24 protein-coding genes are annotated in these 21,503 nt (G+C 74.5%); 8 read left to right on the top strand and 16 right to left on the bottom strand.

Annotated elements, in window-relative coordinates:
- Positions 1 to 15: 15 nt before the first annotated feature.
- Both R4Z62_RS02575 and R4Z62_RS02580 read right to left on the bottom strand, forming a co-directional pair.
- Positions 16 to 630, bottom strand: a complete 615-nt coding sequence (locus tag R4Z62_RS02575) for a helix-turn-helix domain-containing protein (RefSeq protein ID WP_491518999.1) — start codon at positions 628 to 630, stop codon at positions 16 to 18.
- A gap of 128 nt (positions 631 to 758) precedes the next feature.
- Entirely contained in the window at positions 759 to 1,214 is a 456-nt protein-coding gene (locus R4Z62_RS02580; RefSeq protein ID WP_064531213.1) for an ATP-binding protein, read from the bottom strand.
- A gap of 160 nt (positions 1,215 to 1,374) precedes the next feature.
- On the opposite strand from R4Z62_RS02580, the gene R4Z62_RS02585 reads away from it, so the two are divergent.
- Positions 1,375 to 2,646, top strand: coding sequence for a streptophobe family protein (locus R4Z62_RS02585; RefSeq protein ID WP_491519000.1), 1,272 nt, complete (start codon positions 1,375 to 1,377; stop codon positions 2,644 to 2,646).
- A gap of 49 nt (positions 2,647 to 2,695) precedes the next feature.
- Here R4Z62_RS02585 and R4Z62_RS02590 read toward each other — a convergent pair whose 3' ends face one another.
- Positions 2,696 to 3,106, bottom strand: a complete 411-nt coding sequence (locus R4Z62_RS02590; RefSeq protein ID WP_064531215.1) for a hypothetical protein — start codon at positions 3,104 to 3,106, stop codon at positions 2,696 to 2,698.
- 312 nt (positions 3,107 to 3,418) lie between these two features.
- Here R4Z62_RS02590 and R4Z62_RS02595 point away from each other — a divergent pair, with 312 nt between their 5' ends.
- Complete coding sequence (locus R4Z62_RS02595) at positions 3,419 to 3,802, top strand: nuclear transport factor 2 family protein (protein ID WP_018569409.1); 384 nt, start codon at positions 3,419 to 3,421, stop codon at positions 3,800 to 3,802.
- A gap of 86 nt (positions 3,803 to 3,888) precedes the next feature.
- Here the strand turns inward: R4Z62_RS02595 and mgrA are convergent, their stop codons facing one another.
- Entirely contained in the window at positions 3,889 to 4,881 is a 993-nt protein-coding gene (gene mgrA, locus R4Z62_RS02600) for an L-glyceraldehyde 3-phosphate reductase (RefSeq protein WP_064537197.1), read from the bottom strand.
- Between the two features lie 153 nt (positions 4,882 to 5,034).
- Between mgrA and R4Z62_RS02605 the strand changes: the two genes are divergently transcribed.
- The 3 genes from R4Z62_RS02605 (at position 5,035) to R4Z62_RS02615 (ending at position 8,073) form a co-directional block, all read left to right on the top strand.
- Positions 5,035 to 5,958 (top strand): LysR family transcriptional regulator, encoded by a 924-nt coding sequence (locus tag R4Z62_RS02605; protein ID WP_382852143.1) that lies wholly within the window; start codon positions 5,035 to 5,037, stop codon positions 5,956 to 5,958.
- A gap of 66 nt (positions 5,959 to 6,024) precedes the next feature.
- Positions 6,025 to 7,530: a carotenoid oxygenase family protein gene (locus tag R4Z62_RS02610; RefSeq protein WP_491519001.1), complete on the top strand. Its 1,506-nt coding sequence runs from the start codon at positions 6,025 to 6,027 to the stop codon at positions 7,528 to 7,530.
- 27 nt (positions 7,531 to 7,557) lie between these two features.
- Complete coding sequence (locus R4Z62_RS02615; RefSeq protein ID WP_491519002.1) at positions 7,558 to 8,073, top strand: mycothiol transferase; 516 nt, start codon at positions 7,558 to 7,560, stop codon at positions 8,071 to 8,073.
- On the opposite strand, the gene R4Z62_RS02620 is transcribed toward R4Z62_RS02615, so the two are convergent.
- From R4Z62_RS02620 to R4Z62_RS02655, 8 genes are all read right to left on the bottom strand, one after another.
- Positions 8,055 to 9,125, bottom strand: a complete 1,071-nt coding sequence (locus R4Z62_RS02620) for an adenosine deaminase (RefSeq protein WP_355482738.1) — start codon at positions 9,123 to 9,125, stop codon at positions 8,055 to 8,057. The two genes, R4Z62_RS02615 and R4Z62_RS02620, sit on opposite strands and share 19 nt — an antisense overlap.
- A 52-nt stretch (positions 9,126 to 9,177) precedes the next feature.
- On the bottom strand, positions 9,178 to 9,573 hold the full coding sequence (locus tag R4Z62_RS02625) for a VOC family protein (protein ID WP_064531220.1): 396 nt from the start codon (positions 9,571 to 9,573) through the stop codon (positions 9,178 to 9,180).
- A gap of 152 nt (positions 9,574 to 9,725) precedes the next feature.
- Positions 9,726 to 10,661, bottom strand: coding sequence for a M48 family metalloprotease (locus tag R4Z62_RS02630; RefSeq protein ID WP_491519003.1), 936 nt, complete (start codon positions 10,659 to 10,661; stop codon positions 9,726 to 9,728).
- Positions 10,658 to 11,029 (bottom strand): BlaI/MecI/CopY family transcriptional regulator, encoded by a 372-nt coding sequence (locus R4Z62_RS02635; protein ID WP_064531222.1) that lies wholly within the window; start codon positions 11,027 to 11,029, stop codon positions 10,658 to 10,660. Before R4Z62_RS02635 ends, R4Z62_RS02630 begins: the two co-directional genes overlap by 4 nt.
- Positions 11,030 to 11,169: 140 nt before the next feature.
- Complete coding sequence (locus R4Z62_RS02640; RefSeq protein ID WP_491519004.1) at positions 11,170 to 12,312, bottom strand: LLM class flavin-dependent oxidoreductase; 1,143 nt, start codon at positions 12,310 to 12,312, stop codon at positions 11,170 to 11,172.
- A 135-nt stretch (positions 12,313 to 12,447) separates the two neighbouring features.
- A complete protein-coding gene (gene ssuE, locus R4Z62_RS02645) occupies positions 12,448 to 13,002 on the bottom strand; it encodes an NADPH-dependent FMN reductase (protein WP_018569419.1) in 555 nt (184 codons plus the stop codon).
- A gap of 338 nt (positions 13,003 to 13,340) precedes the next feature.
- Complete coding sequence (locus tag R4Z62_RS02650) at positions 13,341 to 13,529, bottom strand: putative leader peptide (RefSeq protein WP_382852151.1); 189 nt, start codon at positions 13,527 to 13,529, stop codon at positions 13,341 to 13,343.
- A gap of 21 nt (positions 13,530 to 13,550) precedes the next feature.
- Positions 13,551 to 13,718, bottom strand: a complete 168-nt coding sequence (locus R4Z62_RS02655; protein WP_173860795.1) for a DUF8839 family protein — start codon at positions 13,716 to 13,718, stop codon at positions 13,551 to 13,553.
- Positions 13,719 to 13,922: 204 nt separating this feature from the next.
- Between R4Z62_RS02655 and R4Z62_RS02660 the strand changes: the two genes are divergently transcribed.
- A complete protein-coding gene (locus R4Z62_RS02660) occupies positions 13,923 to 14,189 on the top strand; it encodes a hypothetical protein (RefSeq protein ID WP_064531224.1) in 267 nt (88 codons plus the stop codon).
- Positions 14,190 to 14,313: 124 nt separating this feature from the next.
- Here the strand turns inward: R4Z62_RS02660 and R4Z62_RS02665 are convergent, their stop codons facing one another.
- From R4Z62_RS02665 to R4Z62_RS02675, 3 genes are all read right to left on the bottom strand, one after another.
- On the bottom strand, positions 14,314 to 15,093 hold the full coding sequence (locus R4Z62_RS02665) for a GNAT family N-acetyltransferase (RefSeq protein WP_491519005.1): 780 nt from the start codon (positions 15,091 to 15,093) through the stop codon (positions 14,314 to 14,316).
- Positions 15,094 to 15,176: 83 nt separating this feature from the next.
- Complete coding sequence (locus tag R4Z62_RS02670; protein WP_064531226.1) at positions 15,177 to 16,031, bottom strand: GNAT family N-acetyltransferase; 855 nt, start codon at positions 16,029 to 16,031, stop codon at positions 15,177 to 15,179.
- A 198-nt stretch (positions 16,032 to 16,229) separates the two neighbouring features.
- Positions 16,230 to 16,910 carry a chaplin gene (locus R4Z62_RS02675; protein WP_389601993.1) on the bottom strand — a complete coding sequence of 227 codons (681 nt, stop codon included), beginning with the start codon at positions 16,908 to 16,910 and terminating at the stop codon, positions 16,230 to 16,232.
- 288 nt (positions 16,911 to 17,198) lie between these two features.
- On the opposite strand from R4Z62_RS02675, the gene R4Z62_RS02680 reads away from it, so the two are divergent.
- Positions 17,199 to 18,824 (top strand): alpha/beta hydrolase, encoded by a 1,626-nt coding sequence (locus R4Z62_RS02680; protein WP_491521829.1) that lies wholly within the window; start codon positions 17,199 to 17,201, stop codon positions 18,822 to 18,824.
- Positions 18,825 to 18,985: 161 nt separating this feature from the next.
- On the top strand, positions 18,986 to 19,501 hold the full coding sequence (locus tag R4Z62_RS02685; protein WP_491519006.1) for a DUF4232 domain-containing protein: 516 nt from the start codon (positions 18,986 to 18,988) through the stop codon (positions 19,499 to 19,501).
- Here R4Z62_RS02685 and asnB read toward each other — a convergent pair.
- Positions 19,491 to 21,332, bottom strand: a complete 1,842-nt coding sequence (gene asnB, locus R4Z62_RS02690; protein WP_491519007.1) for an asparagine synthase (glutamine-hydrolyzing) — start codon at positions 21,330 to 21,332, stop codon at positions 19,491 to 19,493. The two genes, R4Z62_RS02685 and asnB, sit on opposite strands and share 11 nt — an antisense overlap.
- Positions 21,333 to 21,503: the final 171 nt, after the last annotated feature.

The following is a 21,503-nucleotide window of genomic DNA, read 5'->3' on the forward strand; positions in this document are numbered from 1 at the left end:
GGTGGGACCGGACGGTCAGGCTGCCAGGCACAGCCCGTCGACGCGCGAGGCGGGCGCCGCGGACACCGCGGAGGTCGAGGTGACCGACGTGGCCGAGGTGACCGGCCGGGCGGAGGTGCCGCGGCCGACGGCCCGGGAGGTGAGCCGTGCCAGCTCGCCCTGGGTCCGGGCCAGCAGGCCGCCGAGACCGAGGCCGAGGGCCTGGGCGGCGGCGGCCAGCACCTCCGAGGACGCCTCCTTGCGTCCGCGCTCGATCTCCGACAGATAGGGCATGGAGATCCGCGCGGCGTCGGCGACGTCCTTGAGGGTCCGCTCCTGGGCCAGCCGTTCGCGGCGCAGGACGTCGCCGACGAGGTCGCGCCAGAGCGGTTCGCGGGCGGCGGCGGGCTCGGGCCGCCCGGCCGGAGCCGGCGCGGACGGGCGGCCGGGCACCTGGCGGTCGGGGGCCGGGTGGTCCGCTCCCGGACGGCCGGGCGCAGAGCGGCTCGGCACGGGGCGGCCCGGCGCCGGATGCGCGGCGGCGGGGCGGCCGGGCAGGGCGCGGGCGGCCGCGGGCCGGGCGGCCGCCGGGCGCGCGGCCTGCGGACGCAGCGGGACGACACGGGCTTGGTTCGGCGCTTGGTCGGTCACCGCTTCAGCCTAGGAGCCCTGGCCGTCCGCGGAAGGGGGCGGCATTTCGCCCTGGGTGAATCGCCGGCCCGCAGCAGGAGGAGAACGGGACGAAGGGAAGGAACCGGGCGTCCGTGTCCCGTCGCGGTTCAGTCGCCTCCGAGGGGCACCACGGCCCGCACCCGCTTGCCCACCGGGACCCGCTCGGCGCCGACCTCGGCCGCGAGGGCGTGCACGATCTCCAGACCGTGCCGCCCGATCCGCTCGGGGTCGCGCGGATAGCGCCGCGGCAGCGCGGCGCTGCTGTCGTACACGCAGACGGACACCGCGCCGTCCGTGCCCTCCAGTTCGAGGATGTACGGGCCCTGGCTGTGCCGGTCGGCGTTGGTGACCAGCTCGCTCACGACCAGCAGCAGCGCCTCCTCGGAGCGGCGGCCGATCTCGGCGCACCACTCGTTCCTGAGCTGGTCGAGGAAGAGCGCGGCGAAGGAGCGCGCGTCCGCGATGCAGCCGGGTTCACCGGTGTAGTGGGCAGCCCGCCGCAGCGGTTCCACGGGGATGTCGACACCAGTGGGTATCACTGCCCCGCCCGGGTCATCGATCATGCGTTTCTCTCTCGGAAGCCGGTACGACCGGACGTTACTGCATCAGTGCTGATACCCAGTGCCGCGCCCGCCAGTCTTCGCCGTGCGGTCCGGACCGCACGGCGACGCGGACGGACCTTCCGGGGGGCGCGCCACCGGGGCCGCTGCTTAGCGTGGCACCGTGAGCCCGCCGCCGTCCTCCGTTTCGCCGACCGTCCCCCCTCACGGCTGGGCGGCGGCCCTCGCCGTGGTGCTGGCCGCGCTGGTCTCCATGCTGGCGGTGGCCGCGCTGGGGCTGTGGGCGGCGGGCGCCACCGGTCTGCCCGACAACGCCTTCGGCCGGGTGACCGCCGCGACGGTGGTGACGGCGGTCGGCGGGAGCATGCGGCTGGCGGGGAACGCGGGGGCACTGGCGCAGACGCACGCCGGGATCACGGTGATGCCCCTGTCGGTGACCCTGGTGGGCGCGCTCGTGCTCGGCGCGGGCTTCCTGCGCCCGCTGCGCGGCCGGGCGGCCCTCGGGGCGCGGGAGCCGGCCGGCTGGGCGGTGCGGATCGCCGTGCTGTGGCTGGCGGGGCTGGCCGGTCTGGCGTTCGCCGCCCGGCAGCGGTTCGCCGTGGACCTCGGGGACGGGGTGCTCGGGGAGGTCGGCCGGCTCTTCGGCGCCGAACCGGAGGTCGGGTTCACCACCCGGGTGCTGCCTACCCTCGGTTTCGGGCTGCTGTGGCTGGCGGGTGTGCTGGCCCTGGCGCTGCTGGCGGCCCGGAGCGCGCCGGTGCCCGCGCGGCCGCCGTGGTTCGCGGCCCGGGTGCGGCGGGTGGCGCACGCCCTGGTCGCGCTGCTGCTGGTGTACGTCGCCGTGGCGCTGGTCGTCGCGCTGGTGGTGGCGGGCACCCGGGGGCATCCGGCGCGGACCTTCGCGTTGATCCTGCTCGGTCTGCCCAACCTGGCCTGGCTCGCCTTCACGCTGGGTCTGGGCGCCACCTGGAACGGCCGGGTGGACGGGCCGTTCGGGCTTCCGGTGCCGCGGGTGCTGGAAGAGGTGCTGCGCACACCGGACGTGTCCACGCTGAACCTGGGCACGCTCGCGGAGCACGACGGCCGTGTCTGGTGGCTGCTGGTCGCGGACGTGGTGCTGCTGCCGGCCGCCGCGTTCCTGGCGGCGTATCTGCCCCCGGATCCGCCGCGGGCGTGGCAGCACGCCCTGCGCATGGCGGCCGGTCTGGTGCTGACGGTGCTGACGGTCTGTCTGGCGGGCCGGATCTCGGCCCATTACGGGCTGTCCCTGCTGGGCATCGGGGACGTGGGCGGCAGGCTGTCCGGGGAGCTGCTGCTGCGGCCCCGGCTGTGGGGCGCGCTGGGTCTGGCCGCGCTGTGGGGCCTGGCCGCCGGGTTCGCGGGCGCCCCGGCGGCCCGGTGGGTGCGGCGCCGCAGGGCGGCCGGGCCGGCGTAGTCCGGGTACGTCCGCTGTGCGCGGGCGCCGCCGGGTGCGCGGCGGCCGGTCAGCCCATCGGGAGCAGGAGCGCCGGGATGGTGCGCTGCATGCGCAGGGCGTCCACCGACTCGGCGAGCAGTTCGTACTCGGTGGTCTCGTCGCCCGCGGCGATGCGCACCAGCCGGCCGCCGGCCAGTTCGTCGGCCACCTGCTCCTGCCGGAGGGGGTCGGCGCACCAGGCGCGCAGGATCCCGGGGACGTCGGGGACGGTGTCCGGCACCGGGACGAGGGCGCCCGGCGGGACGTACGGGGTGCCGGGGAGGGGGTCGAGGCGTTCGGCGATCCAGGAGGCGCGGTCGCGCAGCCACCACAGGGCCAGGGCCAGGGTGGGCGCCCGGTAGGTGCCGAGCGGTACGCCGATGCGGCGGCCGCCGCACACGCCGTAACCGGTGACATGGCACAGGAATTCGTCGTGCACTGCTCCTCCCCCGTCGGGTGGTCCGCGTGCTGTTCTTGCCTGGCTCCCCGTACGGCTCCTGTGCGATGGTGCGCCCCTGAGGTCGAGTATGTTGACTCCTGAAACAGTGTCACCATGACTTTTTGGCCAGTCTCCTGGCATATTCCGCGTGTCGCATGGCCAGAATCGCGCGCCCTCGCCGCCGCTCCGGCATGACCTCCCGGGTAATCGACCGCTGCGCCGCAGACCGGGCAGGGTGGAGCCATCGGATCACCGGTCACCGGGGTCCGGGTCCCGACCAGAACCGACGCCCTCGATGGAGGCTGATTTCCCATGTCCGCGCAGACCGACCGTTACGAGAGCGCCGCCGCCCGTTACCTGGAGGCATGGAACGCGAGCGGGCCCGAGGCCCTGGGCAAGGCGGTGGCCGCCGCCTGGACGCCGGACGGCAGCTACACCGACCCGCTGGCCGAGGTGCGCGGCCACGAGCAGATCGCGGCCCTGATCACGGGGGCGCACGAGCAGTTCCCCGGGTTCGTCTTCCGGCTCAGCGGCGCCGTGGACGGCCACCACGACACGGCGCGCTTCTCCTGGGAGCTGGTGAGCGAGGCGGACGGCTCCGCCCCGGTCGCCGGGTTCGACGTGGTCACCCTGGACGGCGAGGGCCGCATCAGGTCCGTGCTGGGCTTCCTCGACCGGGTGCCCGCCGGGGCCTGAACGGCGTGCCGGGAGCCCCGGCACACGACGCGGCGGCCGTCCGCCTCCGGGGAGCGGACGGCCGCCGTACACCGGCGCGCTGCGCGCTACGGGCGCACGATGGCGTCGATCCGGGCCAGTTCGTCCGCGTCGAAGCCGAGGTTGCGGGCCGCCGCCACGCTGTCCTCCAGTTGCTGCGGGCTGCTGGCGCCGACCAGCGCCGAGGTGACCCGGCCGCCGCGCAGCACCCAGGCCAGCGCGAGCTGGGCCAGCGTCTGGCCGCGGGAGGCGGCGATCTCGTTCAGCGCGCGCAGCCTGCCCACCAGTTCCCCGGTGACCGCGTCCGAGTTCAGGAAGGGGCTGTCGCTCGCCGCCCGGGAGTCCTCGGGGATGCCGTCGAGGTAGCGGCCGGTGAGCAGGCCCTGCTCCAGCGGGGAGTAGGCGATGGAGCCGATCCGGAGCTCGTCGAGCGCGTCGAGCAGGCCCTCGTCCTCGGGACGGCGGTCGAGCATCGAGTAGCGGGGCTGGTGGATCAGCAGCGGGGTGCCCAGCTCCCCGAGGATGCGGGCGGCCTCGCGGGTCTGCTCGGCGGAGTAGTTGGAGACGCCGACGTAGAGCGCCTTGCCCTGCTGCACCGCCGAGTGCAGGGCGCCCATCGTCTCCTCCAGGGGAGTCTCCGGGTCGAAGCGGTGCGAGTAGAAGATGTCGACGTGGTCCAGGCCCATGCGGTGCAGGCTCTGGTCGAGCGAGGACAGCAGGTACTTGCGCGAGCCCCATTCGCCGTACGGACCCGGCCACATCAGATAGCCGGCCTTGGTGGAGATCACCAGTTCGTCGCGGTACGGCGCGAAGTCGGCGCGCAGCGCCTCGCCGAGCGCGCTCTCGGCGGCGCCGGGCGGCGGGCCGTAGTTGTTGGCCAGGTCGAAGTGGGTGACCCCGAGATCGAAGGCGCGGCGCAGGATGGCCCGCTGGGTGGCGGCCGGGCGGTCGGGGCCGAAGTTGTGCCACAGGCCGAGCGACAGCGCGGGCAGCTTCAGTCCGCTGCGTCCGGTGCGCCGGTAGGGCAGGTCGGCGTAGCGGTCGGGGTGGGCGGTGTACAACACGACTCCCTGAGGGGTGGGGCACGGGGTGACCGGTTCCTCCGGGCGCGGAGCTTCCTCCGGGTGCGGAACCGGAATCCCACTCTCGCGCGAGCGGCGGGCAGCGGTCCAACAGGAGAATCCGATCGGATTCAGCGATTACGCTTCTCAGTCATGGAACTGCGCCATCTCCAGCACTTCGTCGCCGTCGCCGAGGACCAGCACTTCACCCGGGCGGCGGAGCGGCTGATGGTCTCGCAGTCGGGTCTGTCGGCGTCGATCCGGGCGCTGGAGCGGGAGCTGCGGGCGCCGCTGTTCGTGCGCACCACGCGCCGGGTGACCCTCACCGAGGCCGGGCGCGCGCTGCTCGGCGAGGCGGAGCGGATCCTCGCGCAGGTCCGGTCCGCGCACGAGGCGGTGGCCGCGGTGCAGGGCGTGCTGCGCGGCACGCTGTCGCTGGGCACCGAGCAGTGCATCGCCGGGGTGCATGTGGCGGGGCTGCTCGCCGCGTTCCGGCGGCGCCATCCGGATGTGGAGGTCCGGCTGCGGCAGGCGGGCTCGGGGGCGCTGGCCGAGGGGGTGGCGGCGGGCCGGCTGGACCTGGCGTTCGCCTACCGGACCCAGCCGGAGGGCGACCGGCCGCGTGCGGTGCCGCTGGCCGGTGAGCCGATGACCGTGCTGTGCCACCCCGGGCACCGGTTCGCGGCGGCGGGCGCCCCGCTCACCCCCGAGGAGGCGTGCGGCGAGGTGTTCGTGGACTTCCACCCGGACTGGGGCCCGCGCCGCACCACGGACGCGGCCTTCGCCCTCGCCGGTGTGCGGCGCACGGTCGCCCTGGAGGTCAACGACGTGCACAGCCTGCTCGACCTGGTCGACGAGGACCTGGGCATCGCGGTGGTGCCCCGGCACTTCCGGCACAAGCGGCCCTCGCTCACCGCGCTGCCGTTCGAGGGCGCCGAGGGCACGCGGTACGAGACGGTCGCGCTGCTCCCCGCCGAGCAGGCCACGAGTCCGGCCGCCCGTGCGCTGATCGCGCTGCTCGGTTCCCCGGGAACAGGGGGGCTGGCTACACCCCCGACGGGGTTCCAGCCCTCCTGATCGCACCGCCGCCGCGCGGCAGACTCAGGAACGTCCTCACGGCAACGGCGTTCAGGAGCAAGGACGATGGCGGAACACACACGGCGCAACGTACTGCGCGGCGGTGCGGCGGTCGCGGCGACGGCGGGCCTGCTGGGCGCACCGGCCCTCCCGGCGAGCCCGGCAGCCGCCGCGGACCGGCAGCAGGCGGAGCGTCACTTCCCCTTCTTCGAAGGAGCATTCGCCCCGGTCACCGAGGAGCTGACGGCCTTCGACCTGCCGGTCACCGGCCGCGTCCCGCGCGAGCTGAACGGACGCTTCCTGCGCAACGGCCCCAATGCGCTGGGCCTGGAGGACCCGCGGGCGCACCACTGGATGCAGGGCGAGGGCATGGTGCACGGGGTGCGGCTGCGCGACGGGCGCGCCGAGTGGTACCGCAACCGGTGGGTGCGCTCCTCGCAGGTGGCGAAGAAGCTCGGGGAGCCCTACCCGGGCCCGGTGCCGCCGGACGACTTCCCGGCCAACACCCATGTGATCGGGCACCGGGGGCGGATCCTCGCGCTCCAGGAGGGCGGCCCGCTGCCGTACGAGCTGGACGGCGAGCTGGACACGGTGGGCACCTACGACTTCCGCGGCTCCCTGGAGGGCGCGTTCGCCGCGCACACCAAGTTCGACGCGCACACCGGCGAACTGCACGCCATCACGTACTACCCGACCTGGGACCATGTGCGGCACCTGGTCGTCGACCCGGCGGGCCGGGTCTCGCGCACCACGCGGATCCCGGTGGCGGACGCGCCGATGCTGCACGACTTCGCGCTCACCGAGAAGTACGTCGTGATCATCGACGCACCGGTCACCTTCGACCCGGCGGGCGCCGAGCGCGGCGACCTGGTGCCCTACATCTGGAACCGGAAGCACCCCATGCGGGTGGGACTGCTGCCCCGGGCGGGGGGAAAGGTGACCTGGATCGGAACGGACCCCGCCTACTACTCGCACACGCTGAACGCCTACGACGAGGGCGGCCGTGTGATCGTCGACCTGACGGTCTATCCGGCGCCCTTCTACCCCGCCGGGCTCGGCTCGGGCGGTCCGTACGGGGCGGGCGACCCGGTCCTGGAGCGCTGGACGGTCGACCCGCACCGCGGCGAAGTGCGCCGGGTGACCGTGGACGGCAGGCCGCAGGAGTTCCCCCGGGTGAACGAGGCGCTGGTGTCCCGGCGGCACCGCTACGGCTACTCGGCCGCGGCGGCCGACATGATGCTGGCCTACCAGACGCCGGACGGCAACCCGCCCGACCGCGCCTTCTCCAACGAGCTGATCAAGCACGACCTGCTGCGCGGGTGCACCCAGGTGCACCGGCTGCCGACCGGCGCGGCGGCGGGCGAGGCGGTGTTCGTGCCGCGCGACGCGGCGGACCGGCGGGCCGCCGAGGACGACGGGTACGCCCTCGCCTATGTGCACAACCCGGACCGGGGCGCCGCCGACCTGCTGATCCTCGCCGCGCAGGACTTCACCGGCAGGCCGGTGGCCCGGGTGCACCTGCCCGGCCGCGTGCCGCTCGGCTTCCACGGAAGCTGGGTCGCGGACGCGTGAGAGCGCCGGATGCGCGATGGTGGACGTATGCATGCCAAGGACATCCTCATCGACGGCCACAGCCGCATCCGGGAAGAGGTCCACGCGGTCCTCGACGGTCTGACGGAACAGCAGCTCAACGCGGTGCCCGCGCCCGGCGCCAACTCCGTGGCGTGGCTGCTGTGGCACCTCACCCGGGTCCAGGACGACCATGTCGCGGACGCCTTCGGCCTGGAGCAGGCGTGGCTCGCCCAGGACTGGGAGCAGCGCTTCGGCCTCGGCCTGCCGCGTCTGGACACCGGCTACGGGCACAGCCCCGAGCAGGTGGCCGAGGTCAAGGTGGCGTCACCGGACCTGCTGGCCGGGTACTACGACGCCGTGCACGAGCAGAGCCTGGGCGCGCTGCGCGGCCTGGCCGCCAAGGACCTCGAACAGGTCGTGGACGAGCGCTGGGACCCGCCGGTCACGCTGGGCGTGCGCCTGGTGAGCGTCCTGTCCGACGATCTCCAGCACGTCGGACAGGCCGCCTACGTCAAGGGGCTGCTTCAGAGCGCGGACGCGTAGCCGGGCAGGATCACGTCCTCGATGAGGGCCTTGCGCTCGTCGTACGGGAGGAACGCGCTCTTGACGGCGTTCACCGTGACCGTGCGCAGGTCCTCGACGCCCCAGCCCGCCTCCTCGACCAGCAAGGACATCTCCCGGGTCATCGTCGTGCCGGAGACCAGCCGGTTGTCGGTGTTGACGGTGACCCGGAAGCCGAGGTCCTTCAGCGCGGTGATCGGGTGCCCGGCGATCGAGTCGGCGGCGCCCGTCTGGAGGTTGGAGGTCGGGCACATCTCCAGGGCGACGCGGCGGTCGCGCACCCAGCCGGCCAGCCGGCCGAGCTTGCCGTCCACGATGTCCTCGGTGATGCGCACGCCGTGCCCGATCCGCTGGGCGCCGCACACCTGGAGGGCCTGGTGGATGCTGGGCAGTCCGTGGGCCTCACCGGCGTGGATGGTGAACGGCACGCTCTCGCGGCGCAGGTGCTCGAAGGCGGCCAGGTGGTCGGCGGGCGGGAAGCCGTCCTCGGCCCCGGCGATGTCGAAGCCGACGACGCCCGCGTCACGGTAGGCGACGGCGAGGTCGGCGGCCTCGGCGACGCGGTCGAACATCCGCATGCCGCACAGCAGGGTGCCGACCCGGACGGGCGTACCGGCGGCGGCCGCCTTGGCCATACCGGCGGCCAGGCCCTCCTGCACGGTCTCCACGACCTCGCGCAGGCTCAGACCGCCGTTGGTGTTCAGCTCGGGGGCATAGCGCACCTCGCCGTAGACGACGCCGTCGGCGGCCAGGTCGAGCACGTACTCCTCGGCGGTGCGCAGCAGCCCCTCGCGGGTCTGCATCACGGCGAGGGTGTGCTCGAAGGTGGCTATGTAGCGGACGAGGTCACCGGAGTTGGCGGCCTCGACGTACCAGGCGGCCAGTTCGTCGGGGTCGGTGGTGGGCAGGGTGTGGCCGGCCGCCTCGGCGAGTTCGACGACGGTGGCGGGGCGCAGGCCGCCGTCGAGGTGGTCGTGCAGCACGGCCTTGGGCAGGCTGCGGAGGGTCTCGGTATCGATGCGCGCGGCGGTCATGGGCGGTCTTTCCTCGGCAGGTGAAGGGCGGGTGAGGGGGTGCGGGACAGGGTCACGGGGCGGCGGGCTGGAGCAGGTCCCAGCGGTTGCCGTAGAGGTCCTGGAAGACGGCGACGCTGCCGTACGGCTCGTGGCGCGGCTCCTCCAGGAAGGTCACGCCCGCCGCCCGCATCCGGGCGTGGTCGCGGGCGAAGTCGTCGGTGTGCAGGAAGAAGCCGACGCGTCCGCCGGTCTGGTCGCCGACGCGGGCCCGCTGCGTGTCCCCCTTGGCACGGGCCAGCAGCAGGGCACCCGCGTCGTCGTCCTCGCCCGGGGCGACGACGACCCAGCGGGAGCCGTCCGGACGCGGGGTGTCCTCGACGAGGCGGAAGCCCAGGGCCCCGGTGTAGAAGCGGATCGCCTCGTCGTAGTCGTCGACGACGAGGGTGACCAGGGCGAGGCGTCTCATCGGTGCCTTTCGGAAGCGGGCGGACCACGGTGGCGGTCGCCGGTGGCTGGTGGCTGGTGGCTGGTGGCGGGGCGGTTGACGGGTGAGGTTATACGTAAAACCCATCGCCGCGCCAGTCGCCCCGGCGCGGTGGAGCAGGAAGGGGCCGAAGGTCAGCGGGACGCCTCGCCCTGGGCGACCTCCACCCGGTGGTGGACGTCGAGCACCCCGGTGGCCGAGGCGCCGAAGGACAGGGCGGCGCAGGCCAGCAGCAGCGCGGCGGTCCGGGTCGCGGCCCGGCCGGGGACATGGGGGGCCGCCAGGAGCGCGGTGACCCGGCGCGGCACCGGTCCGGAGCCGACGGCGGGCGCGGAGCGCGGGCGCGCCGAGCGGGATCGCTGCCCGGCGAGGGCGGCACGGGCGACGGCGCGCGCGGCGAGCCGCCGGTCCCCCACGGCCGCGGCGGCGGCCTCGTCGGCGGCCCGCTCGGCGGCGAGCCGCACCGCCTCGCGCACCGGACGCAGGGCCGGATGGCAGTGCGCGGCGAGTTCGGCGGCGGCCAGGAACCAGTGGTGGCCACCGCGGTTGTGCGCCCGCTCGTGCGCGAACAGCACCTCGCGCTCGGCGGCGTCGAGGCTGCGCAGCATCGCGGTGGTGACGACGATGCGGTGCGGGCGGCCGGGCAGGGCGTACGCGTCCGGGTACGGCGAGTCGAGGACGCACAGGTCACCGGCGGCCGGGACGCGTGCGGCCCGCGCGCGGGCCGCACGCAGCGCCCGCACCTCCGCGCGGCCCGTACGGACCAGCGCGCCCGCGCACACGGCGAGCGCCCCGGCACCGGCGACGGCGGCGGGCACGACCACGGCGTCGGGAGCGATGCGCAGCGGGTGCACCAGGTCGCCCAGGGCGGCGAAGAGAGGCAGCTTGAGCAGTCCCGTCAGGACGAAGCCGCCGAGCGCGGCCGACGAGCAGCCCGCGAGCACCACGGCAGCCGTGGTGAGCACCCACAGCGCCGCCCCGGGCGCGAGCCGGTCGCCCGCGCGCCGGGCCAGGGCCGGAGCCGCGCACGGCAGCAGCAGCGGCAGGAGCAGGAGCAGCGGCGCGGTCATCGCTCGTCCGGTTCCAGCAGATCGCGCAGGATCCGCTCGTCGTCGGGGCTGAGCTGGGCGACGAAGCGGGCGAGCACGGTCTCGCGGTCGGTGTCCCGGTCGAGTTCGGAGTGCATACGGCGGGCGGTCAGCCCGTGCGCGTCCTGCACCGGGTAGTAGGCGTAGCCGCGCCCCTGGCGGCGCCGCCCGACCACGCCCTTCTCGTGCAGCCGGGTCAGGATCGTCGTCACCGTGGTGCGGGCCAGGTCGGCGGCCAGGCTCTGCTGGACCTCGCCCGGTGTCCGGGGCGTGTCGGCGGCCCACAGGACGGCCAGCACACCGGCCTCCAGCTCACCGGCCGGTCTGCGCTCGTCCTTCGCGTCCGTCATGGGAAGGTCCCTCACCCCGTTCTCGCCTGCACTCCAGTGAACCGTCTACACAAGAGTAGTCAAGCGGGCGGCGGCCGCGCCCACGGGCCGCGCCCGGAGCTGCGTACGGGCGACGAACACACCGCGCGGCCGCGGCAAGGTCAGCTCGCGGCCGCCGCCTCCACCGGCCCGCCCCGCCGGGCCCCGGCCGGGTGCCGCCACAGTCCCTCGGCGGCCAGCAGCGGCAGGACGCCCTCCCCGAACCAGTACGCCTCCTCCAGGTGCGGATAGCCGGACAGGACGAACTCGTCGATGCCCAGGGCGTGGTACTCCCTGATCCGCTCCGCCACCTCCCGGTGGCTGCCGACCAGGGCCGTGCCCGCGCCGCCGCGCACCAGTCCGATCCCGGCCCACAGATTGGGGTGGATCTCCAGCCCGTCCCGGCCGCCGCCGTGCAGCGCCAGCATGCGCCGCTGGCCCTCCGATTCGCTGCGGGCGAGCCCGGCCTGCACGGACCGCACCGTCTCGGGGTCGAAGCCGGCCAGCAGGCGGTGCGCCTCGGCCCAGGCCGACTCGGCGGTGTCCCGGGCGATGACGTGCAGCCGGATGCCGAACCGGAGGGTGCGCCCGTGCCGGGCGGCCAGGTCCCGGATCCAGGCGATCTTCCCGGCGACCTGGGCGGGCGGCTCGCCCCAGGTGAGGTAGACGTCGGCGTGCCGGGCGGCGATCTCTCCGGCGACCGGCGAGGAACCGCCGAAGTACACCTCGGGCACCGGATCGGGCAGCCGCACCAGCCGGGCGTCCTCGACCCGCAGGTGCGCGCCGCTCAGCCCGACCGTCCTGCCCGCCCACAGCCCACGCACGATCTCCAGGAACTCGCCGGTGCGCCGGTAGCGGTCGTCCTTGCCGAGGAAGTCGCCGTAGGCCCGCTGCTCCTGGCTCTCGCCGCCGGTGACCACGTTCAGCAGCAGCCGCCCGCCGGAGTGCCGCTGGAAGGTGGCCGCCATCTGCGCGGCGAGCGTCGGGGAGACGAACCCGGGCCGGAAGGCGACCAGGAACTTCAGCCGCTCGGTGTGCCGGCTGACCATGGCGGTGGTGAGCCAGGCGTCCTCGCACCAGGCCCCGGTCGGGGTGAGCGCACCGGCGAAGCCGAGGTCCTCGGCGGCGCGGGCGATCTGGCTCAGATAGGCGACCGTGGGCGGCCGGTCCTGCCCGGCGGCCCCACCCGGAGCACCGTGGCCGCCGCCGACCACATGGCGGCTGTCGCCGTTGGTGGGCAGGAACCAGTGGAAGGTGAGGGACACGGGGTCTCCGTTCGCGAGTGCCCGTACGTGCGGGGAGTCCGGTGCGGGGCGGACCGGTGCGGGCGGGTGAGGACGGCGGGGTCGTGCGGGCGGTACGGACGGCCGGGGCGGACGGGCGGGGCGGACGGGCGGGGCTCAGCTCGCCGCGGCCAGCAGCGGGACGCGGCCCAGGGCCAGCGAGAACTGGTCGACCACCTGGGTCAGCGCCTCGCTCGCCGCGGGCGCGACGGTCAGCGTCCCGTCCTCGTGCACCGTGATGTCCTTGTCGAGGGTGAACCAGCCCTGCACGATGTGGGTGGCGCCCATGGAGTTGAGGACGGGCCGCAGCGCGTAGTCGATGGCGAGGACGTGCGCGACGGAGCCGCCGGTGGCCAGGGGCAGCACGGTCTTGCCGGTGAGGGCGTACTGCGGGAGCAGGTCGAGCAGCGCCTTGAGGACACCGGAGTAGGACGCCTTGTAGACGGGCGTGCCCACGACCACGCCGTCGGCGCGGGCGAACAGTTCGGTGGCCTCCACTATCGCCGGGTGGCGGAAGTCCGCGCCGAGGAGCGCCTCGGCGGGCACGGTGCGGATGTCGAGCGGGACCACCTCGTGGCCCTGGGCGGTCAGCCGCTGGTCGAGATGGCGCAGCAGACGGTTGGTGCGGGAGGAGGCGGAGGGGCTGCCGGAGACGGACAGGACGGTGGCCATGGGTCCTCTTTCTGGCACGGCGGAGCGGGCGGCGGCCGACGGCCCCCGAAGGTCCGGAAGAGCACCGGACCGGAACACGGGAAAACGCGTCGGCGGCCGCGGGCGGGAATGCGCGCGGAACGCTCACGGGGAAAACAAGAAAAGAGACGTGAAGAGAAGAGAAGAAAGCGGAAACTCGGAGAAAGCAGAGAAAGCGGAGAAGGGCGGAAAACGCGGCCGCGCGATGGCGTACGACGGCCGAGCTGCTTCAGCGTGACGGGATGCGCGGCGCGGCCGGGGCCTCGTCGGCCGGGTGGCTCGGTGCGCTGTGCGGCGCGGCGCAGGAGAGGCGCGGCGGCTCAGACAGCGGGGCGACAGGAGGCGCTGGAGACACGGGCGAGGTCGACATGGCGTCGCCGCGTGAGGTCCGGTCGCGTGTTCATGTCGACGATCGTGACACCCGCGGGTGGGGCAGTCAAGAAGGAACCGGCAGGTCTCGTATCGCGGACCTCCGGCGCGCTACGCGATCCCCGTTCGATTTCCTTCATCCCTCTCGCGGGCGGGTTCCGTCATTCCTCTTCGCGGGCGGGCGTCACCACGAGGAAGGCGTCCGTGCGCAGGTCCATCACCACGGTCGCGGAGCTGCCCTCGGCCCTGCGGCGCGCCGCGTACTCCTCGGCGGGCCAGGACCCGCGCGGACCGCCCGCCGGGAAACGTGCCAGCACCTTCGCGTCCATGGTGTGCTCACCTCCGCGCCGGGCCGCCGGGAGCGGCGGCGTGTACGACCGTCTCCTCCCGCGCCTGCCCCGTGCGGGCGCGCTCATGCCAACCAGAGGCCGGTGACGAGCCGGGGGAGTGTCCGCGCGTCCAGCGGGCATCCGGTCAGCGCGGGGACAACGACCACGACAGCACAACGACCACAACGGCACGGAGAGGCGAAGATGGAGATCAGCGGCATCATCAGTGCCATCGTCATCGGCATCATCATCGGTGTCCTGGGACGGCTCGTCGTTCCGGGCCGCCAGCACATCGGGGTCATCTGGACGATCGTCATCGGCATCATCGCCGCACTGATCGGCGCGGCGATCGCCTCCGCGCTCGGTGTCGACGACACCAAGGGCGTGGACTGGATCGAATGGCTCATCCAGATCGCGCTCGCCGCGGTGGGGGTGGCCGCGCTGGACCGGGCCAAGTCGCCCACGCGCTGACTCCGCGGGACCCGCCCGGGGCGGGCCGGCGCCGCTTCCCCGCGCGCCGGCCCGCCCGCGTGCGCCCTGACCCCGGCCCGGGACCGCTCGACGCGCCCGGCTCGGGGTCGGGGCGCACGGGTGTTCAGGGCGTACAGATGTGCGGCGTCGTCGTGGTCAGCGGTTCGAAGCCGAGGCGCTGGAGGATGGGGCGGCTCTCGTCGGAGGCGTCGACGTGGAGGTACGCGTAACCCCGTTCGGCGGCGATCCGGGCGCGGTGGGCGACCAGGGCGCGGTAGATGCCGCGGCCGCGCCAGCCCTCGGCGGTGCCGCCGCCCCACAGACCGGCGAACCGGGTGTCCGGCAGCAGTTCCGCGCGGGCCGAGCTCACCGGTTCCCCGTCGGCCAGGACGACGAACGCGGCCAGGGTGTTTGGGGCGGCGGAGAGCTGGGTGAGGACACGGTGGCGCAGGTCCGCCGGGTCCGAGCCGAACGCCTTAGTGTGGGCCTCGCCCATGAGGTCCACCCCGGCCTCGTCGGTGACGGCGTGCAGGCTGACGCCGTCGGGCAGCGCGGTGTCCAGGGCCAGCCCGGCGATCTCCGCGACCATGAGCGTCTCCGGCGGCTCGGCGGTGAATCCGGCGTCCGTCAGCCGCTTTCCGAGGTCGGCGGGACGGTCGTGCCCGTACAGCTTCCATTCGAAGGGGTGGCCGAGCGCGCCGAAGTGGGCGACCTGGGCGGCGATCTCCGCGTCGGCACCGGCCTCGTCCAGCGCCGACCACAGCACGCCGTTCCAGTCCTGTGCGCTGCGGCCGGTCTGCCGCACCACCTTCCCGGCGCGCTCGACGCGCGCGGCGGGGCTGTCGGGGCGCGCGTGCTCACGCAACTCCCGGTCGTAACGGGCGAGAACAGTGGCGTGATCCATGCGCCCGACCTCATCAGAGCCGACGGCCCCGGGCAACGGGATTAGCTCCGGGCCGCCGTGCGGCTGCCCCGGCCGCCGTGCGGCTACCCCAGTTCCAGGGTGGTGACGCCGAAGACCCGCTCACCGGCGTGCGGCCGCACCGGCCCCGTGTACATCCGGGCGGTCTCGAAGGACGGGGTGAGACCGGCCTGTTCGGCCAGGGCGACGCCCGCCGTGTTGGACGCGGGGACGTCGAGGGAGACCTGGCGGCCCGGGACGTCGGCGCAGAGCGCGTCGAACAGGGCGTGCGCGTCCTCGGCGGTGTCGGCGAAGAGCGGTCCGATCCGCACCCCGTCGCGGGCCGGGCGCAGTACGCCGTAGCCGGTGACACGGCCCGCGGCGCGGCGGACGAGGCCGCGGTGGCCCGGGGTGCTCAGCCACTGGGCGACGAACCTCGGCCGGTCGGCGGGGTGGCAGGCGGCGTCGTAGGCGGTGATGTCCGCGAGGTCCGCGGCGGCGAAGGCCCGGACGCCGCCGGGGGCGGTGGTGGCGGGCGCGGTGCCGGTGTACCGGACGGTGCGGTGGGCCGGACGGAAGCCGGACTGCCGGTAGTTGTCCTGCTGGGCGACGACGCCGTCGAGGCCGACGGTGCGGCTGCCGGCGTGCGCGAGGCCGGTCTTCCAGGTGGTCAGGCCGTGGCCCCGGCCGCGCAGGTCGGGGCGGACGAGGTAGCAGCCCAGGAAGGCGAAGTCCGGGCCGTGATTGACGACGGAGATCGCGGAGACCGGCTCGCCGCCGATCCGGCCCAGGAAGAAGCCGTCCGGGTCCTGGGCGAAGAAGGCCGGGCCGTCGGACAGCCCGGGGTTCCATCCCTCGTCGGCCGCCCAGCCGCTGATGACCGGCCAGTCCTCCAGGGTCGCCGGGCTGAGGACGAGGTCGTCGTGGGCCTCCGGGGCCATCGGTGCGCTCCATTTCCGTGGGGGCGGGTGCGCGCAGCATCCTTCCGGATCGCGGGCGGGCGCGCCACGGCCGGATCAAGCCGCGTGCCGCGCCCGGCGGGTGCGCGGTGCGCGCGGGCCGGTGCCGGGGGTCCCACCGGTGGGGGGAGCGGCCGGCGGGCCGCGGTGGGACACTCCCCCGTGTCGTCCTGGCCCGGGTCAGCGGGCCGCCCCGGGCCGGAAGCGCCGGTAGAGGACGGTTCCGCCGAGCAGGAGCGCGGCGCTCGCGGCGACGGCGGGCATCGTGTGGTCCGCGCCGGTGTGGGCGAGGGACACCTCGGTGTGCGGTACGGCCGCGGGCGCGGGGTGCGTGACGGGCCGGGGCGCCGGGCGCGGGGCGGGGTGCGCGGGCGGGGTGACCGGGTGCGGGACGGGCCGGTCGGTGGAGGTGTTGACGGACGTGTTGCCGGTGGCCGGGTTGCCGATGCCCACCACGTTCACGCTGTTGCCGCTGACGTTCACCGGGAGGTGCACCGGGAGCTGGACGCCGTTGCCGGAGAGCACGCCGGGCGAGTCCTTCGCACCCTCGTGCGCCGTGGCGCCGCCGCCGGGCTGTGCCTCGTGCGTCCCGTGCGTCCCGTGCGCCTCGTCGCTCCCGTGACCGGTGGAGGCGGCGCCGGAGGAGGTGTTGGCGCAGCGGTTGCCCGCCGCGGGGTTGAGCAGGCCGACGACGTTCACCGTGTTGCCGCACACGTTCACCGGGACGTCCACCGGGAGCTGGACGCCGTTGCCGGAGAGCAGTCCGGGAGAGCCGGCCGCAACGCCGTCCGCGTCGGCCGCGAACGCGGCGGACACCGGCACCGCCATCGCCACCGCGCCGGAGGCGGCGAGGGCGATCACACCATTTCGGGTAACCCGTTTCATAGGTCCTGTGCCTTCCAGAAAGGGGCGCGGGCACTCGCCCGCACCGGGTAGAACGCGGGTCGGCCATCCGAGTTATGGCTTGTGCGGCTTTCACCCCTTCGGGCGATGCGCCCGGCCCGGTCCCGGGGCTCGGGCTCGAACGGCGCGGCACCTGTCGTACGTGCGCCGCAACGGTCCGGCACCGGGAGGCGGGGCGCCCGGGGCCCGCTTATGGTGGGCGAGGGCGTTGTCCCGGTCCGTGGCATGGCGCCCCTGGAGGCGCCCATGCCGGTCAAGCCGTCGACGCGGTCCCTGGCGCGGCGCTGTGCCTGCGCCGGAGCCGTCACACTGGGCCTTCTCGGCGCGTGCCTGCCCGCGGCCGCCGCGGACGGCGGGCAGCCGGGTCTGGACCGCTTCTACCGGCAGAAAGTGACGTGGTCGGCGTGCGAGGCGGGCGCGCCCAAGGACCTCCAGTGCGGCAAGGTCACCGTGCCGGTCGACTACGCCCGTCCGGGCGCGGGCACCCTCGATCTGGCGCTGGCCCGCTACCGGGCCACGGGGCACCGGCGGGGGTCGGTGGTGCTGAACTTCGGCGGTCCCGGCGCCCCGGGCGTGTCGGAACTCGCGCTGAGCGGCAAGCAGTTCATGGACCTGACCAACGGCTACGACGTGGTGAGCTTCGACCAGCGGGGCGTCGGCCGGTCCTCCCCGGTCAGCTGCGGTGTCGACGCCGGCGGCTCCGCGGAGGGCGGCTCGGGCGACGCCGTCGTCGACCTGGGCGACGCGCGGGCCGCGCGCAAGGCGCTGGCCGAGTGGAAGCAGGTGGCGGCCGAGTGCGCCCGGCACTCCGGGCCGGTGCTGCCCCGCATAGGCACCGTCGACGCGGCCCGCGACCTCGATGTGATCCGCCAGGCGCTCGGCGACCGCGGGCTCAACTACCTGGGCTTCTCCTACGGCACCCGGCTGGGCGCGGTGTACGCCGCGGAGTTCCCCGGCAAGGTGGGCCGGATGGCCCTGGACGGCGTGGACACGCTGACCGAGTCGGCTCAGCAGCAGGGGCTGGTGGCGGCGCAGGGCCAGCAGACGGCACTGGAGGACTTCCTGGACTGGTGTGTGCGGGACATCGCCTGCCCGTTCGGCCAGGACCGGCGCCGGGCGGGCGACCAGGTCGTCCAGCTCGTCCGGTCGCTGGACGAGAACCCGGTGCCGACCGGGCTGGGCGGCCGGCTGACCGGCCAGCAGCTCGTGGGCGCCGTCGGGCAGGCGCTGTACAGCAAGGCGATGTGGCCGTCGCTGGAGCGCGCGGTCGCCTCGCTGGTGCAGGACGGCGACACCCGGCCCGTGCAGTCCCTCGCCTCCGGCGGCATCGCGCTGCCGGTGACGCGCGGCGGGCCGGGCCGGGCGGCGGGGCAGGCGTCCGGCGGCGGCCTCACCGACAACGGGGCCGTGCCGCTGGACAACCTGCCGGCCGCGATGATGGCGATCAACTGCGCGGACGACCCGGACCGCCCGGACGCCGAGCGGCTCGTCAGGGACCTCGGCCGGCTGAGCGCCGAGTACACGCAGGTCTCCCCGGTCTTCGGCCGCTACCGGCTCAACGAGCTGCTGATGTGCTACGGACGTCCCAGGGGCACCGACTTCGTCCGGGAGCGGGTGAAGGACGTCGACACGGCGAAGATGCTGCTCGTCGGCACCCGGGGCGACCCGGCGACCCCGTACCGCTGGACCGTGGAGACGGCGCGGCGCCTCGGCTCCTCGGCCGTGGTGCTCGACAACCGGGGCGAGGGGCACACCGGGTACGGGTCCTCGCGGTGCGTGCACCGGAAGGTGGACGACTTCCTGCTCTACGGTTCCCTGCCCGCCGACGGCAGTTCGTGTCCGCCGGACCGGGAGCCGGACACCGGCGGGTGAACGAACCGGCCACGACGACCGGTTCGGGTGGTCCGGGCGCGGGAACGCAACCAGACGGCGCCCCGGGTGGTCCCACTTCAGGAAGGGGCGGGCGGGGCGGCGGCCTCGGGGCCGGTCGTCCGCCGCTCCCGTACGCGACCACGACCGTCTCTGGGGGAACCATGCGTATCCGTACCGCCGTCGCCCTGTCGGCCGCTCCGGCCGCCGTCGCCGCCCTGCTGCTGGCCGCCTCGCCCGGTCAGGCGGCCCCCGCGCCCGCCGCCTGCGCCGCCTCGCAACTGACCGTCCGGGCGCGGGCGGTGCCCGCCGAGCCGTCCGTGGTCCGCCTCCAGGTCACCAACCGGGGGCGGGTCTGCACGGTGGACCGGATCCCCACGGTGACCTTCGGGGACCTGGACGGCGCGGCGACCCCGGTGCCGCCGGGCGAGAGCGGCCCGTTCCGGCTGGCCGCCGGGGGCACGGCCTACGCGGCGGTACGTACCGTCGCCGACCCGGCGGACCCCGAGGCCCGCCGGGTCCCCGCCCTGACCGTGGCGGCGGACCCGGCGCTGCCGGGCCGGACGTTCACCGCCTCGGAGCTGGGCGCGGGCGGCTCGGTCCGGGTGTGGGAGCCGGTGACGACCTGGTGGCAGGCGTCGGCCGCCGCGGCGGACCGGGCGATCGGGCTCAGCCGGTGACGATCTCGGGCCGGTAGAGGTCGAGCCAGACGGCCAGGTCGAGGGTCTTCTCCAGGCTGCGCCGCGCCGCCTGCGTGCTGACGGGGGTGTCGACGTGCGCGGCCCGGCGCACCCGCTCGCGGTCGACCAGGTCGAAGACCGGGTGGCTCGGCCGGGCGAGCAGATCCTTGACGTGGCCCTGGAGGGCGAGCGCGTACGCCGGGTCCTGGGTGGAGGGGTAGGGGCTCTTGACCCTGTCGTACACGGACTTGGGCAGCACGTCCGCGGTCGCCTCCCGGAGCAGGCTCTTCTCCCGTCCGTCGAACGACTTCAGGGACCAGGGCGTGTTGTAGACGTACTCCACGAGCCGGTGGTCGCAGAACGGCACACGGACCTCCAGGCCGACCGCCATGCTCATCCGGTCCTTGCGGTCGAGCAGGACGCGGACGAAGCGGGTCAGGTGCAGATGGCAGATCTGCCGCATCCGGAACTCGAAGTCGCTCTCCCCGTCGAGGCGGCGGATGCCGGCGACGGCGGTGCGGTAGCCGTCCGCGATGTACGCCGGCAGGTCCAGGGCGCGGGTGAGGTCCGGGCGCAGCACGTCGCCGTCGTCGCCGAAGTCGCGGCTGAAGCGCACCAGCCACGGGAAGGTGTCGGCGCGGCGGGCCTCCTCGTCGAAGAACTGGAGGTAGCCGCCGAAGACCTCGTCGGCGGACTCGCCGGACAGGGCGACCGTGGAGTGGTCGCGGATGCTGCGGAACAGCAGGTACAGCGAGGCGTCCATGTCGCCGAAGCCCATGGGCAGGTCACGGGCGCTCAGGACGCGCGCCCGCACCTCGGGGTCGGCCAGCGACTGCGCGTCGAGCACGATGTCCTGGTGGTCGGTGTCGGCGGCGCGGGCCAGGTCGTGCACGAACGGGGTGTCGGGGGTGCCGCGCAGCTCGTCGGCGACGAAACGGTCCGTCTGACCGACGAAGTCGACGGCGAAGCTGCGCACCTTCTCGCCCTGCTCGGCCAGTTGCCGGGCGGCCAGCGCCGTCATCGCCGAGGAGTCGAGGCCGCCGGAGAGCAGGGTGCAGCGGGGCACGTCGGCGACGAGCTGGCGGCGCACGATGTCGTCGAGGAGCGAGCGCACGGTGGCGATGGTGGTGTCGCGGTCGTCGGTGTGCGGGCGGGTGTCGAGCCGCCAGTAGACGCGGGTGTGCAGGCCCTCGCGGTCGACGGTGACGACGGTGCCGGGCTGGACCTCGCGCATGCCGTCCCACACGGCGTGGCCGGGGGTCTTCACGAACGTGAACAGTTCGCGCAGGCCGTCCAGGGTGACCCGGCGGCGGGCCAGCGGGTTGGCGAGGATCGCCTTGGGCTCGGAGCCGAAGAGGACTCCGTCGGGCGTTCGATAGTAGTAGAAGGGCTTGATCCCCATGCGGTCGCGGATCATGACGAGCTTGTCGTGACGGCCGTCCCAGATCGCGAAGGCGTACATGCCGTTGAGCCGCTCGGCGACGGCGTCGCCCCATTCGAGATAGCCGCGCAGCACGACCTCGGTGTCGGAGTCGGTGGTGAAGCGGTGGCCGCGCGCGGCGAGGTCGGCGCGCAGTTCCGTGAAGTTGTAGGCCTCACCCGAGTAGACCATCGCCACGGTGCCGTCCGGGGTGGTGTCGCTCATCGGCTGGCGTCCGCCGGGCAGGTCGATGATCGCGAGCCGGCGGTGTCCGAGGGCGGCGGGGCCCTGCGCCCACGTGCCCCGGTCGTCGGGGCCGCGGCAGGCCATCGTCTCCGTCATCGCGTCCAGTGCCGCCGCCTCGGAACGCAGGTCGCGGTCGAAGGAGACCCAGCCGGTGATACCGCACATGTCCCTACCTCCAGGCGAAGCAGTTGTAACAAGCACCTATATGACGAGCGTGTTTCACGCACCCGGCACCGGTCAACGCGGCCGTCGCCCGGACGGCCGGGCCACCCCCGCGCTTTCGGCCGCGCTTTGCCTTCGCGAGGCCCGCCGGTACGCGTGCCGCCAGGAGTGGTC

The organism is Streptomyces sp. PL-25, from assembly GCF_058344915.1.